This is a genomic window from Nonomuraea sp. 10N515B (assembly GCF_052245915.1).
In the GTDB taxonomy this organism is placed as follows: Bacteria; Actinomycetota; Actinomycetes; order Streptosporangiales; family Streptosporangiaceae; genus Nonomuraea.
The window spans coordinates 1-14,523 of record NZ_JBQQBQ010000093.1 but is presented as its reverse complement, the minus strand read 5'-3'; the positions used below and the strand labels follow the sequence as shown (position 1 = coordinate 14,523).

Annotated in this window: 18 protein-coding genes and 1 pseudogene; 15 read left to right on the top strand and 4 right to left on the bottom strand. The window is 67.7% G+C overall.

What is annotated here, in order from left to right; all coding sequences use genetic code 11:
• Window positions 1–85 precede the first annotated feature (85 nt).
• A complete protein-coding gene (locus tag ACTWQA_RS54325) occupies window positions 86–991 on the top strand; it encodes an ABC transporter ATP-binding protein (protein WP_443166669.1) in 906 nt (301 codons plus the stop codon).
• Complete coding sequence (locus ACTWQA_RS54320; protein ID WP_443166668.1) at window positions 988–1,719, top strand: ABC transporter permease; 732 nt, start codon at window positions 988–990, stop codon at window positions 1,717–1,719. The genes ACTWQA_RS54325 and ACTWQA_RS54320 overlap by 4 nt, the downstream gene beginning before the upstream one ends.
• 2 nt (window positions 1,720–1,721) lie before the next feature.
• Here the strand turns inward: ACTWQA_RS54320 and ACTWQA_RS54315 are convergent, their stop codons facing one another.
• Complete coding sequence (locus tag ACTWQA_RS54315) at window positions 1,722–2,636, bottom strand: SMP-30/gluconolactonase/LRE family protein (RefSeq protein ID WP_443166667.1); 915 nt, start codon at window positions 2,634–2,636, stop codon at window positions 1,722–1,724.
• 56 nt (window positions 2,637–2,692) lie between these two features.
• Between ACTWQA_RS54315 and ACTWQA_RS54310 the strand changes: the two genes are divergently transcribed.
• Both ACTWQA_RS54310 and soxR read left to right on the top strand, forming a co-directional pair.
• Complete coding sequence (locus ACTWQA_RS54310; protein WP_305917540.1) at window positions 2,693–3,124, top strand: Lrp/AsnC family transcriptional regulator; 432 nt, start codon at window positions 2,693–2,695, stop codon at window positions 3,122–3,124.
• A gap of 9 nt (window positions 3,125–3,133) precedes the next feature.
• On the top strand, window positions 3,134–3,643 hold the full coding sequence (gene soxR, locus ACTWQA_RS54305; RefSeq protein WP_327587121.1) for a redox-sensitive transcriptional activator SoxR: 510 nt from the start codon (window positions 3,134–3,136) through the stop codon (window positions 3,641–3,643).
• A 25-nt stretch (window positions 3,644–3,668) separates the two neighbouring features.
• Here the strand turns inward: soxR and ACTWQA_RS54300 are convergent, their stop codons facing one another.
• Together ACTWQA_RS54300 and ACTWQA_RS54295 are read right to left on the bottom strand one after the other, a co-directional pair.
• Complete coding sequence (locus ACTWQA_RS54300; protein ID WP_443166666.1) at window positions 3,669–4,121, bottom strand: universal stress protein; 453 nt, start codon at window positions 4,119–4,121, stop codon at window positions 3,669–3,671.
• 79 nt (window positions 4,122–4,200) lie between these two features.
• Complete coding sequence (locus tag ACTWQA_RS54295) at window positions 4,201–5,079, bottom strand: sigma-70 family RNA polymerase sigma factor (protein ID WP_443166665.1); 879 nt, start codon at window positions 5,077–5,079, stop codon at window positions 4,201–4,203.
• A gap of 209 nt (window positions 5,080–5,288) precedes the next feature.
• Here ACTWQA_RS54295 and ACTWQA_RS54290 point away from each other — a divergent pair, with 209 nt between their 5' ends.
• From ACTWQA_RS54290 to ACTWQA_RS54240, 11 genes and pseudogenes are all read left to right on the top strand, one after another.
• A complete protein-coding gene (locus ACTWQA_RS54290) occupies window positions 5,289–6,035 on the top strand; it encodes a hypothetical protein (RefSeq protein ID WP_443166664.1) in 747 nt (248 codons plus the stop codon).
• 202 nt (window positions 6,036–6,237) lie between these two features.
• Window positions 6,238–6,750, top strand: a complete 513-nt coding sequence (locus ACTWQA_RS54285; RefSeq protein ID WP_443166663.1) for a GtrA family protein — start codon at window positions 6,238–6,240, stop codon at window positions 6,748–6,750.
• 277 nt (window positions 6,751–7,027) lie between these two features.
• The gene (locus ACTWQA_RS54280; RefSeq protein WP_443166662.1) at window positions 7,028–7,579 is read left to right on the top strand and encodes a phosphotransferase; all 552 of its coding nucleotides are present in this window, start codon (window positions 7,028–7,030) and stop codon (window positions 7,577–7,579) included.
• Window positions 7,488–7,706, top strand: a complete 219-nt coding sequence (locus tag ACTWQA_RS54275) for a hypothetical protein (RefSeq protein ID WP_443166687.1) — start codon at window positions 7,488–7,490, stop codon at window positions 7,704–7,706. The genes ACTWQA_RS54280 and ACTWQA_RS54275 overlap by 92 nt, the downstream gene beginning before the upstream one ends.
• 151 nt (window positions 7,707–7,857) lie before the next feature.
• Complete coding sequence (locus tag ACTWQA_RS54270; protein WP_443166661.1) at window positions 7,858–8,316, top strand: hypothetical protein; 459 nt, start codon at window positions 7,858–7,860, stop codon at window positions 8,314–8,316.
• An 11-nt stretch (window positions 8,317–8,327) separates the two neighbouring features.
• Window positions 8,328–9,353 carry a peptidoglycan-binding protein gene (locus ACTWQA_RS54265; protein ID WP_443166660.1) on the top strand — a complete coding sequence of 342 codons (1,026 nt, stop codon included), beginning with the start codon at window positions 8,328–8,330 and terminating at the stop codon, window positions 9,351–9,353.
• Entirely contained in the window at window positions 9,350–10,048 is a 699-nt protein-coding gene (locus ACTWQA_RS54260; RefSeq protein WP_443166659.1) for an ABC transporter ATP-binding protein, read from the top strand. Before ACTWQA_RS54265 ends, ACTWQA_RS54260 begins: the two co-directional genes overlap by 4 nt.
• Complete coding sequence (locus ACTWQA_RS54255) at window positions 10,048–11,250, top strand: ABC transporter permease (protein WP_443166658.1); 1,203 nt, start codon at window positions 10,048–10,050, stop codon at window positions 11,248–11,250. Before ACTWQA_RS54260 ends, ACTWQA_RS54255 begins: the two co-directional genes overlap by 1 nt.
• 37 nt (window positions 11,251–11,287) lie before the next feature.
• Window positions 11,288–11,977: a response regulator transcription factor gene (locus ACTWQA_RS54250; RefSeq protein WP_138671535.1), complete on the top strand. Its 690-nt coding sequence runs from the start codon at window positions 11,288–11,290 to the stop codon at window positions 11,975–11,977.
• Window positions 11,978–12,006: 29 nt separating this feature from the next.
• Window positions 12,007–13,101 (top strand): sensor histidine kinase, encoded by a 1,095-nt coding sequence (locus tag ACTWQA_RS54245; protein ID WP_443166657.1) that lies wholly within the window; start codon window positions 12,007–12,009, stop codon window positions 13,099–13,101.
• Between the two features lie 109 nt (window positions 13,102–13,210).
• Window positions 13,211–13,630 (top strand): annotated as a pseudogene (locus tag ACTWQA_RS54240) (phosphotransferase); the annotation flags it as partial.
• Between the two features lie 66 nt (window positions 13,631–13,696).
• Here the strand turns inward: ACTWQA_RS54240 and ACTWQA_RS54235 are convergent.
• Complete coding sequence (locus ACTWQA_RS54235; protein WP_443166656.1) at window positions 13,697–14,368, bottom strand: hypothetical protein; 672 nt, start codon at window positions 14,366–14,368, stop codon at window positions 13,697–13,699.
• Between the last annotated feature and the right edge of the window lie 155 nt (window positions 14,369–14,523).

Here is a 14,523-nt window from a genome sequence, read left to right as displayed (position 1 = left end):
CGCCTCGGTCACTGCACCTAGCTACACCCTTGCTGGGCAGCTAACGAGATTCCGCGACACCTCCCGCGTTCCTAGCGTCGATGCCATGAAAATCATCGAGGTCAGGAACCTGCGCAAGCAGTATCCGAACCATCTGGCGGTCGACGACGTGTCGTTCGAGGTCGCCGAGGGTGAGATCTTCGGCGTCCTCGGCCCGAACGGCGCAGGCAAGACCACCACCGTGGAATGCGTCGCCGGCCTGCGGGCGCCGGACGGCGGCACCGTACGGGTGGCCGGGCTGGACCCGCAGCGGGACCGGGACGAGCTGCGCCGGGTGCTCGGCATGCAGCTGCAGAGCGCGGCCCTGCCGGAGAAGATCAAGGTGTGGGAGGCTCTGGACCTCTACGCCTCCTTCTACCCCGACCCGGCCGACTGGACCGAGCTGATGGAGCGGGTCGGGCTCGGCGACAAGCGCGACACCACCTTCAAGAAACTGTCCGGAGGGCAGCGCCAGCGGTTGTCCGTGGCGTTGGCGCTGGTTGGCCGGCCGCGCGTCGCGGTGCTCGACGAGCTGACGACCGGGCTTGACCCACAGGCCCGCAGGGACACGTGGGAGCTGGTCGAGCAGATACGCGAGTCGGGGGTGACGATCGTGCTGGTCACCCACTTCATGGAGGAGGCCGAGCGGCTCTGCGACCGGCTCGCGCTGATCGACGCCGGCAAGGTGGTCGCCACCGACACACCGGCCGGGCTGATCGCGCAAGTGGGCGGCGAGCAGCGGGTGCTGTTCCGGCCCTCGGCGCCGGTCGACGACGCCGTGCTGCTGGCCCTGCCCGAGGTGCGTGAGGTCAGCAGGAGCGGCGAGCAGATCACGGTCAGCGGGTCGGGCGACCTCGCGCCCGCGGTCACCCTCGCCCTCGCCCGGCACCAGATCGTTCCCGGGAACCTGCGGACCGAACAGGCCACGCTCGACGACGCGTTCCTCGCGCTCACCGGAAGGAAGTTGTCATGAGGAAGATCCTCTTCGTGGAGACCAAGCTCCACCTGCGTGACTGGCCGACCATGTTGTTCACCATCGGCCTGCCGGTCATGCTGCTGGTCGTGCTGGGGCTCAGCATCCCGGCGCTGTCCAAGACCGGCTCGGCCGGACTACGGGGCGTGGACGCGCTGCTGCCCGCCATGATGACATTGCTGTCGCTGCTCGTGCTGGCCTGCAGCGTGGTGCCGGCCGTGCTGACGTCGTACCGGGAGCAAGGGGTGCTCAAGCGGATGTCGACGACGCCCGTGCATCCCGCACGGCTGCTGGTGGTGCAGCTCCTGATCAACCTGGGCACGGGCACCATCGCCACGGCCGTCCTCATCGTGTCGGCCCGGCTGGTGTTCGGCGCTGCGCTGCCGCGGCATTGGGGGTGGTTCGTGCTGGTGTTCCTGCTCGGCACCGCCGCGCTGCTGGCGATCGGGCTGGTGATCGCCGCACTGGCGCCCAACGGGAAGACCGCGCCCGGGATCGGCGCGGTGGTGATGCAGCCGCTGATGCTCCTGGGCGGTGTGTGGATACCGCACGAGGTCATGCCGGACGCGCTGCGGAGGATCAGCGACTTCTCCGTGGCCGGACCGGTCACCCAGGCGATCAGGGACGCCTGGGTCGGCCAGGCCCCGCAGCCGCTGCATCTGGCGGTGATGGTCGGCGGGCTGGTGGTCTTCGGGGGCCTGGCCGTGCGCTTCTTCCGGTGGGAGTGAGGCTAGCGCCCGGCCCAGACCGGGCGCGCGCCGGTGACGTTGGTCATCAGCGAGTAGAGCGAGGTCGAGGCGGTGATGAACATGCGGTTGCGCTTGAGCCCGCCGAACACCAGGTTGGCGGTGGACTCCGGCAGTTTCAGCCGGCCGATCAGGGTGCCGTCCGGGTCGTAGCAGAGCACCGCCTTGCCGGCCGCGGCCCAGATCCGGCCGGTGTTGTCCAGCCGCATCCCGTCGAAGATGTCGTCGGCGCCGCCCTCGGCGAAGACCTTGCCGCCCGCCAGGGTGCCGTCCTCCCGTACGTCGAACACGCGCAGGTGCCGCTCTTTGGTGTCGGCCACGTAGAGCAGGCTCTCGTCCCGCGAGAACGCCAGGCCGTTGGGCCGGTTGAAGTCGTCGGCCACGACGCGTACCTCGCCCGTCACCGGGTCGGCTCGGTAGACATGGCAACCGTCGATCTCCTGCTCGGCTGCGTGACCCTCGTAGTCGCTGAGGATCCCGTACGGCGGGTCGGTGAACCAGATGGAGCCGTCCGAGCGGACGACCACGTCATTGGGGCTGTTGAGCCGCTTGCCCTCCCACCGGTCGGCGATCACCGTGATGGAGCCGTCATGCTCGGTGCGGGTCACGCGGCGGTTGCCGTGCTCGCAGGAGATCAACCTGCCATCGCGGTCGAGCGTGTTGCCGTTGACGTAGCCGGACGGCCGGCGGAACGGCCCGACCACACCCGTCATCTCGTCCCAGCGCAACATCCGCTCGTTGGGGATGTCGCTCCACACCAGGAACCGGCCTGCCGGGAAGTACACCGGGCCCTCCGCCCAGCGGGTGCCGGTGTAGAGCACCTCGATCACGTCGTCTCCGCCGACCGCGGCGAACCGCTCGTCGAGCACCTCGAACTCGGTGGGAATCGTCTTCGTCATGGTTCTCACCATACGCCGTTCGGCTTGCCGGGAAAATGACGAGATATCATCCTGTGGTGGACGATATCGACAGGATGCTGATCGAGCTGCTCCAGGAAGACGCGACGCAGTCGTACGCCGTGCTCGGCCGGGCGGTGGGGCTGTCCAGCGGGGCGGCCCACGAGCGAGTGCGCAAGCTGCGTGAGCGGGGCGTGATCAGGCGGACCACGATCGAGGTCGACCAGGCCGCACTCGGGCGGAGCGTGACGGCGTACGTGCTGGTCGAGGGCAGCACGTGGATGGGCGACAGCGCCGACCGGCTGGCGGCGATCGGCGAGATCGAGGAGGCGCACGTCATCGCCGGGCCCGCGTCGGTGCTGCTCAAGGTCCGTACGGCGGGCACGCGGGAGCTGCAGGACGTGTTGCGGCGGGTGTTCGAGGTGGACGGCGTGACGGGGACGCAGACGGTCGTCGTCCTGGAGACGTTCTTCGAACGAACCCTCAAGTAAGCTCCAGGTATGACCAAGGTCGCCTGGAACACCAAGGAGCTGACCGTCGGCCAGCTGGCCGAGCGCAGCGGCGTCGCCGTCTCCGCCCTGCACTTCTACGAGGCCAAGGGGCTCGTCAAGAGCCGTCGCACGGCCGGCAACCAACGCCGTTACGGCCGCGACAGCCTGCGCAGAGTCGCGTTCATCAGGCTGGCGCAGCGCATCGGGATCCCGCTCAAGACCATCAAGGACGCGCTGGCCGAGCTGCCGGACGAGCGCACGCCCACACGTGACGACTGGGCGAGACTGTCGGCCGCGTGGCGGAGCGAGCTGGACGATCGGATCCTGCAGTTGCAGCGGCTGCGAGACGACCTGACAGAGTGCATCGGATGCGGCTGCCTCTCGCTCGACCGGTGCCCGGTGGCCAACCCGCACGACCGGCTGGGCGACGAGGGGCCGGGCGCCCGGCGCATCGACACCAAGCTGTGCCCGCCCCAGGCTTGCTGCTCGGTGGAGCCGGCCGCCGCGGCCGCACAGTGACCCGTCGGGCCTTGATCGGCCGGGCCTAGCGGGGAGTCTTGGCCGGCGGGACGATCAAGGTGGGCCGGTGCGCGTGATGCAGCACGTGGTTGGAGACGCTGCCGAGCAGCACCGATCTGGCCCCGGCCAGGCCACGCGAGCCCGTCACGATCAGAGAGGCGTCGAGCTCGTCGGCGACGTCCACAATCGTCTTCCAGATCGACTCATTGTCGGCGACCGCCCGGTAGGTCACGTCGGCGAGCCCCGACGCGATCGCCAGCTCGGCGCCGTCCTTCGCGTGCTGCTCGGCCTGGGCCTGCGCCTCGTCCCCGGTGCCCGGGTCGAGCGCGGCCGCGGCCAGTGGATATCTGCGCAGCTGCACGAGCAGCGGTTCCCACACCGTGAGAACGACGGTCGGCTCGGCCGAGAGATGCTTGGCGGCGAACTCGATCGCGGTCCGCGCGTCGGCCGAGCCGTCGTAGGCGACAAGGATGGTCATGGCGTGCTCCTCTTCGCTTCAGTCATCCGCTAAAGCACCGGAGTGATCACGCCAATTCCGCAGGACCTTGTCTGGTTTGTCACATCGTTCCGAAGACCAGGTCGAGCCTTTCGAGGCGGTCGGGGTCGGACAGGATGTCGAAGGCGACGATTCTGCCGTTGCTGATGGTGAAGCTCAGGACGCCCTTTGGCTGTCCGTTCTCCAGGCTGACGAGCCCCACGGCGCCGTTCACCAGCACCGGCTCCACGCGACGTGCGGTCGTGTAGCGCTGGAAGTTGACTGCCTGTCCGGCCACGGCCTCGGCGCCGCGGATCGTCCACAGCCCGCCTTCGGCGTCAACGCGCATCACGACGTCGGGGTCGAGGATTTCGAGCAGCGCCTGGAAGTCGCCACCGCGCGCGGCGGCCAGGAAGGCGTCGACGACCTGCCGCTGGCGGCCCAGGTCGGGCTCCGGCGGCGGGACCGTGCCGCGTACGCGCTGGCGTGCGCGGCTGGCCAGCTTTTTCGCCGCGTCCGGCGAGCGGTCAACGATCGCGGCGATCTGCTCGAACGGCACCGCGAACATGTCGTGCAACACGAACGCCAGCCGCTCGGCCGGGCTGAGCGACTCCAGCACCACCAGCAGCGCCAACCCGACGGCGTCGGCGATCAACACCTGCTGCTCGGGGTCGCCGCCGTCCTCGCGGCTGACGACCGGGTCCGGCAAGCGCTGCTCGAAGGGCGCCTCTCGCCGTGCCGTACGGGCACGGAGCATGTCCAGGCACACCCGGCCGACGACCGTGGTGAGCCAGCCGCCCAGATTGCCGATCGCGCCACTGTCCGTACGGCTCAGCTTCAGCCACGCCTCCTGCACGGCGTCCTCGGCCTCGGCCAGCGAACCCAGCATCCGGTACGCCACCGCCTTGAGATGCGGGCGGAATTCCTCGAACTGGCCGGCCAGAAAGTCGTCAGCGTCCACGGTCACATCCTTCGTCAGGGTTCTCCTACGTCCTTGACGTAGCGGACCCGGCAAACGTGACACCTGTAGGGTCCGGCGCATTGTGGCATAGGCCGGTCCTCTGAACAGGGCGTCGGCTGGACGTCCAGTTGATGGCGTGGCTTGGCTGGTCGGCTGACCGAGGTGCTCAGAGGTAACTTTCGTAGGGGGTACCGGTTGACGATCGGCGGATGATCCATCCGGCTCACCCTGACAGGCTCGCCGCCGTGCATACCTACTTTCCCGGACGGTGGATCGGCGGCGCGACGCTCGTCCTGGGCCCGGTCGTCCTGTGCGCCGGATACCTGCTGCGCTACCTGAGCACGATCACCGCCCTCACCCCACAGCAGCAGGCGTGGGCCGAGGCTCAGCCGTTCGCCGCCTACGGCCAGCTCCTCGCCTACACCTCGGACCCCGCCCTGCTCACCCTCTCCTATGCGGTCTTCGCACTGGGGGCGGTGCTGCTCTTCCCCGCTTTCGTCGCTCTGGCCCAGCGGGTCGGTGGCGGCCTCGCCTTCTTTGGTGCCACCCTGCTGGTCGCCGGGCTTTTCTCCCGCCTGTACTTCGCCGGCGCCGACCAGACAGCCTTCCAGCTCACCGAAGTCATCGGGCTGGACCAGGCGACGAATGCGACCATGAAGGAGTACGTCGACATTTCCTACGGACCGTGGCGGGTACCGGTCTGGGCCTCGGTCGGCCAGTACGCGGGCTCGCTCTTGCTGGCCGTCGCCGCCTGGCGTACGGGCGTCTTCGGCACCGCCCGGGCCTCGATGCTGCTGCTGGCGGGAGGCACCTGGATGGGCGTGCTGAAGGGCGCCTCGATCCCCGATGCGCTGGTCACCGCCCTGCTCTGCGTGGCTCTGGTCCCGCTGGGCGTGCGGATACTGCGGGACCGGCTGCCGGTTCCGGCTGGACGTCCGAAGGTGGTGAGCTGGTGAGCGTCATGGAGCGCGAAAGATGCCGCTGCTAGCCGCGCCGATGAGCAATCGGGCTGGTGCCCGGCCTCGGTAGGCGCCAAGGGTTGAGCGCGGTTGATGATGGCGAAGCCGGACAAGCCATGTCCGTAAATCTTGTTACCAGGGTGTTCGACCGGTGAGAAGATCGGGGGTGCTCCGAACAGCAAACGCAGTACTCGCAAGATTGCCGGAACCGCTGCACGCACTTGCGCTGAAGCACCGTGAACTGCTGAAGTTCGCGGTGGTTGGTGGAACAGCGTTCTTAGTGGACAACATGGTGTTCTATGGGCTGAAGCTGACCATTTTGGAACCGAAGCCGGTGACCGCGAAGATCATCGCGGTGCTCGTGGCGACGATAGTGTCCTACGTGTTGAACCGCGAATGGTCGTTCCGGACCAGGGGCGGCCGCGAGCGCCGTCACGAGGCGGCGCTGTTCTTCCTGGTCAGTGGCGTCGGTCTAGTGCTCAGCTCCGCGCCCCTATGGATCTCCCGGTACGTATTTCGCCTGGAGACCCCGGATGTGAGCCTGGTGACCCAGGAGATCGCCGACTTCATGAGCGCGCAGGTCATCGGCACGCTGATCGCCATGGTCTTCCGCTTCTGGGCGCTCCGAAAGTGGGTCTTCCCCGACGAGAAGGCCCAGTCCGGCCGCGTTCGGCTGGCTCCCACTCCCGATTCCACGGACGAGGCGGCTTGATGGCAGCGAATCCAGAAGCCGTTTCGGCCGTTGGACTGCTTCATGCCGCTATTGCTGTAGGATCCGTGTTTCGGTGTCACATGCTGGTCCTGTGAGCTGGGCATTTTGGCGTTCCGCGCTCCGTGTCACCTTGATCATTCCGCGCTTGATGTCATTTCCTCGGCGTCGGGCGGAAACAGCACACCGTGCAACGCCCGAAACCCTGGGTCTCCTGGCCTGAAAGCCTTGGACCGTGGAGGAAACGGGCGGGCTGCCCATCCGGCTACTGTTGCTCCGCATGACGCATACCGAGATGGAGATCACCGCGGAGTTGGTGCGGGGTCTGCTGCGCGATCAGCACCCCGACCTGGCCGATTACCCTGTGAGGCTCGGCGCGGGGGGCTGGGACAACCAGCTCTGGCGGCTCGGCGACGACCTCGCCGTCCGGTTGCCCTGGGCGACGCAGGACGCGGACGAGCTGCTGCGCAAGGAGCACACCTGGCTGCCCGCCCTCGCCCCGCGCTTCCCGCTGCCGGTTCCCGTCCCGCAGCGCCTCGGCGAGCCCTCCGCTCTGTTTCCGCGACCCTGGATCGTCACCACCTGGGTGCCGGGCGAGCCCGCCGACCGCGCCCCCGTCACGCGCGCCGCGGAGGCCGCCGACGCCCTGGCCGCCTTCCTGACGGCGCTGCACCAACCCGCACCCGATGAGGCGCCCGCCAGGCGGCAAGCTGGCCGCCGGGTGCTTCCCAGGCCAAACGATCAAGGCACAGCGCGTCACCTCAAGTTGGGAATGGGCGACGTGGTCAAATCCACCGGCCACCACCAGCGTCGGCGAGGTTATAGCCACTGAGTCGGCAAGTGCGTTGGATCTGGCCCCGGATATCCCTTCGGGAACGTGGACCTGGAAGGCCACTGACTTCGCCAAGGCCTGGGCCAGCGGAGCCCCCAACTACGGGATCATGCTCCGCCCTATTTAGGTTCGAAGAGCCCGCAACGCTCGCCCACACAGCCGACTTTTCAAGATCGCGAAGATAGCCAAAGTCGAGCTCGGATTGCGGCCTGAGTTAAAGATGAGTTAAGCAAATCTGGTTAGCTTCTTTTAAACCCTTGTCCAGCATGCTGCGGGGCATGGCGAACATAAAGATTGCCCTGAAGGGCGCAGCCTTCCTCGCTACCTCAGTGGTCCTCGTGTCATGCGGCGGTGGCCCCGGGGCGCAGGGAGACTCTGGTGATCAGGCGAAGTACGCGGCGTGCCTGCGGGATCAGGGTCTCACCGTCGCGGAGCGGAGCGACGGGCTGGACATCAAGGCGGACTCCCCGGAAAAGAGCAACGCGGCCAAGTCGGCCTGTAAGCAGTACGCCCCGGCCGGTGAGGAGGTGTCGCCCGAGGACAAGAAGCAGGCGATGGACACCGCGCTCCAGTACGTCGCGTGCATGCGCAAGGCGGGAGTCGACATGCCGGACCCGAAGCAGGATCCTGACGGCGGTGTCGCTGTAAAGCTGCCGGACGGGATGACCGAGGACACGCCGGTGGTTCAGCAGGCGCAGAAGGCGTGCAAGGAGCAGGCTCCTGGGAACTCCGAGTGAGGCGCACGGCGGTGCTGCTGAGCGGCGTAGCGGTGATCGGAAGCGGGGCTGTGGTGGGGTTCATGAACCTCCCCGGTCGTACGGCAGCGCCGGCGTCGAGCCCCAACGGTGCGCAGACGTCGTCCGTGCCGATCACGCGTTCCGACATGGTGGACACCAAACAGGTCAGCGGCACCCTCGGGTACGCGGGCCGCCGCATCCAGCCGAACCGCGCCAGCGGGGTGGTCACGGCCACCCGCGCCGAGGGAACGGTGGTGCGTCGGGGCGGCTGGCTGTACAAGGTGGAGGGCAAACCGGTGTTCCTGATGTATGGCGCCGTCCCGATGTATCGGCGCCTTGGTGTCGGCACCACAGGCCCGGATGTCCAGCAGCTGGAGCTGAACCTGGTCAAGCTGGGATACAAGCCCGGCACGGTCGACAAGACCTTTACCGCTGTGACCGCCCAGGCGGTGTGGGCCTGGCAGCGTGATAAGGGGCTGGTGGCGACGGGCAGGGCGGAGGTGAGCCAAGTGATCTTCTCGAGGGGCGCGCTTCGGATCGCGGAGAACACCAAGGAGGCGGGGGATGCCGCTGAAGGTTCGGTGGTGACAACAACCAGGACCGAACGGGCTATCACCATCAAACTGGAGACCTCCAACCAGCAATTCGCTCGAAAGGGCGCCAGGGTGAGGGTGCAACTGCCGGACGGCAAGAAGGTCGCTGGAACGATCTCCTCTGTCGGGACCATCGCACGGCCCGGGAAGGATGCGGACAGTCCGGCAACGATCGATGTCAGTGTCAAGGTCGGCGGCGAACTGGGCAGGCTGGATCAGGCGCCGGTCACGGTCGAGCTACGAACCGGGCGCCGCAAGGACGTGCTGTCGGTGCCGGTCGAGGCACTGATCGCGCGAGAAGGCGGCCAGTACGGTGTGCGGGTGGTGCAGGGCGGGACCCGGCAGGTGGTGCCGGTCGAGACGGGCCTGTTCACGGGGAGCCGCGTCGAGATCTCTGGTGCCGGCCTGTCGGAGGGCGTGAGAGTCGAGGTTCCCAGGCTATGACCGCCGTCGTCGAGCTGACCAAGGTGACCAAGGAGTTTCCCGGTGGCGTTCTGGCGCTGCGAGGAGTGGATTTGCGCGTGGATACCGGAGAGCTGGTCGCCATGGTCGGCCCTTCCGGGTCGGGCAAATCGACCCTGCTCAACATGATCGGTACCTTGGACCGGCCAACGCAGGGCCAGGTGCGCATCGCCGGCTACGACGTGGCGCAGCTGAGCGATCACGAGCTGTCGGCGCTGCGTGCCCAGCACATCGGGTTCATCTTCCAGCAGTTCCACCTCGCGGACGGAGTTTCCGCTCTCGACAACGTCGCTGACGGTTTGCTATATGCCGGGGTGGCGCGGCGTGAACGCCGGCGACGGGCGGGTGAGGCATTGGAGCGTGTCGGCCTGGCGGATCGGCTGGAGCACCGATCGAATCAGATGTCGGGCGGGGAGCGGCAGCGGGTCGCCGTGGCCCGCGCCGTGGTCGGGGAGCCGTCGCTGGTGTTGGCCGATGAGCCGACCGGCAACCTTGACACCGCATCAGGGGCAGAGGTTCTTGCGACGTTGCGGAATCTGAACGCCGCCGGCGCCACCGTGGTGATCATCACGCACGACCTGGAGGTCGCGGCCGCCGCGCCACGCCGGATCCACATCCGTGACGGCCTGGTCGTCGCGGATGAGGCCTCCGAGGCCGGCGAGATTGGAGCTCTCTGATGACGGATCGGATCGGCAAAGCACGGCTGACCCCGGCCCGGATGAACCTGGAGGATGTGGCGCGGGTGGGTGTGGCGGGGCTACGGGCCCGGCCCACGCGGGCCGTGCTGTCCGCGTTGGGGATCGCCATCGGCATCGCGACCATGGTGGCGGTGCTGGGCATCTCCTCCTCCAGCCAGGCTCGCGTCATGGAGACCCTGGATGAGCTGGGGACGAACATGTTGACCGTCGCCCCCGGCAAGCAGTTCTCCGAGAAGAAAGCCAGGCTGCCGAAGAACGCGGGCCGGATGATCCGGGGCGTGGAGCATGTCGCCATGGCCGGTCAGACCGGTGATACCGGCAAGGCCATCTACCGCAACGATCGCATCCCTTCGACGCGCACCGGTGGCCTTCAGGTCCGCGCCACATCCCTGGATCTGCTGGAGGTCCTGCAGACCCCTGTCCACAGCGGAAGGTGGCACGATGCGGCCACCGCGGCGCAACGCACCGTGGTGCTGGGATCCACGGCCGCCACACGGCTCGCCGCCACCGCCGGAGACTCGGTGTGGATCAACGGTCAGTGGTGGACGGTGATCGGGGTCCTGGCCGAATCGCCACTGGCAAAGGACGTCGACGTGGCCGCGCTGGTCGGCTTCGCCGCGGCGGATGCCTTCCTCGGTTTCGATGGACACCCGACCTTGGTCTACACGAAGATCGCTGAGGAGAAGGTCACGGAGGTCAGGGCGTTGCTGAATCACGCGGCGAACCCGGAGCATCCAGAAGAGGTCACGGTCAGCCGCCCCTCCGACGCTCTGGAGGCGAGGGCCGCGGTGGCGGGGGCATTCACCAGCCTGTTGCTTGGTGTCGGCGGCGTGGCCCTGCTGGTGGGCGGGGTCGGCATCGCCAACACGATGATCATCTCGGTACTGGAGCGGCGTCGTGAGATCGGCCTGCGTCGCGCGCTCGGGGCCACCACCGCCCAGGTTCGCATCCAGTTTCTCGCCGAATCCCTGATTTTGGCCGGGGCGGGCGGGCTCACCGGCTCGCTGTTGGGAGTGGTCGGCACCATCGGGTTCGCGCTGACACAAGGGTTGCCGCCGGTCGTGCCCACGTGGGTGATCGGCGGCGGACTCGGCGCCACACTCGCCGTCGGCGCCATCGCCGGACTCTACCCGGCGATGCGGGCCGCTCGGATGTCGCCGACGCTGGCCCTGTCCGCCTGAGACGTACCATGACGACCGACATCCGGGAGCATCGAACATGCGCGTGCTGGTTGCCGAAGATGAGAAAGGCCTGGCCGACATCATCGGCACCGGGCTGCGCAAGGCCCGGATGGCCGTGGACGTCGTCTATGACGGGGACGCGGCCCTGGAACGGGCGATGACCAATGAATACGACGTGATCGTGCTCGATCGGGACTTACCCGAGATCCACGGTGACGATGTCTGCCGGAGGCTGATGGAGGCGCAGGTCCCCGCACGGATCATCATGCTCACCGCCGCGGGTGACCTGTGGTCGAAGGTGGAGGGGCTGAGCCTGGGTTCTGACGATTACCTCGCCAAGCCCTTCGACTTTCCCGAGCTCGTCGCCCGGATCCGAGCCCTGGCACGGCGGGTGCCGACCCGGCTCCAGCCGGTTCTGCAGATGGCGGGCATCACCCTGGACCCCGCCTACCACGAAGTGCATCGCAACGGGCGCTACGTGGCTCTGAGCCCCAAGGAGTTCACGGTGCTGGAGGTCTTCATGCGGTCGGGCGGAAGCGTCGTCAGTGTCGAGGATCTGCTGGAGAAGGCATGGGACGAGAACGTCGACTACTTCACCAACTCCGTGCGGGTAACGGTGGCGACGCTGCGCAAGAAGCTGGGACCGCCACCGGTAATTCAAACCGTGATCGGAGCGGGCTACCGTCTCGTCGACCCTGGCCACGGAGCACCGTCAGGGTCCGGCTGACCGCGCTCTATGCCAGCCCCTTCCTCATCATGGCCGTGGTCATGCTGCTCGCGGTGAACCTGCTGCTCAGCAGCGCGCTTGGGGTGAGCGTCTCCGTCTCGGGCCGAGCACCTCAGCCCTCGACCGCCGGGGCGCCGACCCGGGGCGAAGTCGACCAGGAAGCGGTGTTCCAAGGCGACCTTCAGCTGCAGTATGAACTCCTGAGGTACCAATGGGCCGCCACCGCGATCATCATCGCTGTCCTGACGGTGGTCTCCGTAATCCTGGGCTGGTGGCTGGCCGGACGCGTCCTGCGCCCGATTCGCAACGTCACCTCCACGGCCCGCCGGCTGTCCCTGTCCAACCTCCATCAGCGGATCGCGATGCAGGGCCCCGACGATGAGCTCAAGGAGCTCGCCGACACCTTCGATGACATGCTCGACCGGCTCGAGCGCTCGACCGATGCTCAGCGCCGGTTCGCCGCCAACGCCTCCCATGAGCTCAAGACACCCCTGGCGCTGGACCGGGCGCTGCTGCAGGTGGCGTTCGGCGAACTTCCCGAGGAGCTGCTGGAGGCCCGGGATGAACTCCTCGCCTCCAACAGCCGCCAGCATCGGCTCATCGACGGACTCCTGATGCTGGCCGCGGCAGAACACACGCTGACCAACGCAGAGCCCGTCGATCTGGCCGACCTGGCCCGGCGTGTCCTCTGCGAGCACCCCGGCGCGACGGTGGACCTGTCACCGGCCCTCACCTCCGGCGATCCCGTTCTGGTGGAGCGGTTGATCGCGAATCTCGTGGAGAACGCCGAGAAGTACAACGACCAGCGTAGGTTCATCGCCGTCCGGACCGGAACGGGCAATGGAGGCGCGGTCCTCACCGTGGAGAACACCGGGCAGGAGATCGCCCACGAGGTGGTGTCATCGCTGTTCGAGCCGTTCCGGCGCCTCACCAGCGACCGTACCGAGTCGGTGTCCGGCGCGGGCCTCGGCCTGTCGATCGTGGCCGCCATCACACGCGTCCACGGAGGCACGATCGATGCCGTCCCCCGCACCGGCGGCGGCCTCGCCGTGACGGTACGACTCCCGGACATGGGGTCAGTGTTGAAAGCGCAGCTAAGGTTCTCAACGGGCGGCCGGGGGTAAAGCAACGCAGCGACTCCACCCATGTGATCAGTTGCCGTGCGGGACCTGAATCGGCTCGAGCTGGCCGGAAACCGAGACTTTTCGTTCCGTTGCTCGAATCGCGCCCCGGCTCATCCCCGACCCGGACGCCGTCCGCGCTGTCTGGGACGACGCCGCCGCCGCGCCCAACTGGGCCGGCCCGGCGCTCTGGCTCCACGGCGACCTGCATCCGGCCAACGTCCTCACCGCGGACGGCACCATCTGCGGCGTGATCGACTTCGGCGATCTGTTCGCCGGCGATCCGGCCTGCGACCTCGCCGCCGCGTGGATTCTGCTGCCGGACGACACCGCCGACCTCTTCCACGCCGCCTACCAGCCGGCACCGGACGCCGCGGCCCTGCGCCGTGCCCGCGGATGGGCAGTGCTCCGTGCCCTCAGCGGCCTCCTCATCGGCGAAGCCGGCGTCCGCGGCCGCCCAGGCGGCAAGCCCACCTGGGGCCCACCCGCCCACGCCGCGTTGCGGCGCCTCATCGCAACGGCCCATCGCTGATCGATCGCCTCTCCACGCGCTCGAATGCCTTCGCGCCGGACCTCACCATGCTCGGCATGCTGGGGTCTACTTGCCTGAGGTGTCTGACAGACCTCCAAGCGGCTGACCAGCCAGTTCGCTTGACAACCCCAGATAGCCTGCGAAGTCGGCCTTGGAGTCCATGGCTTTGCGGGTGCTGGCGCCACCGCTTGGGCGGAGCGGGATGCCCAGGTCATGGGCTCGGCGGGTGATGTAGGTGGTGCTGGTGCCCTTCTCACGTGCGATATCCGCTAGTGTCCGGCGGCGTGTGACGTACTGGTCGTATAGCCAGTCTGGGTCGATGGCGTTGTGGTGTTTGAAGTAGCGGCCGACCTTGCGTAGCTCGATGCCGTACTCCGCTGCGAGTCTGGTTACGGTGGTTTTCGATACGCCGATGTCGAGCGCGATGGTGCGCGCAGACTGATGTTCGTCGAGGTAGCGGCGGCGAAATTCCTTCTCCGTAAGTACTTGGCGGGCGGCGTGGCTTACTTGGCCAAGGGCACGGGCCTGGGCCGCGGTGAGCGGCGCAGCCGGGATCGGGTGTTCCTCCAGAACGAGACGCACGGCCTCGATGCTGGTGCCGAGAGTCTGGGCGGCCGATCCGGCTGGGTAACGGCGTCCGCGAGTCAACTCGTGCAGGCGATCGATGTCGATGGTGGACGGGTCAGTGCCGGGCAGGTCGAGACCGTCGAGTAGGCCGAGCGGTGGGCACCAGACCACCGGTTCGCTCCGCAGTTCACGTCCAGGGAGATGGTGTGCGGGTGATCAAGCCTTGGACTGGTACGGGTGAGATCCATGTGACAAGAGACGGCCACTCCGTAATCCTTCGATTCGCTCATATCAACACGAAGGGGACGAAGTGGCCGTCAATGACA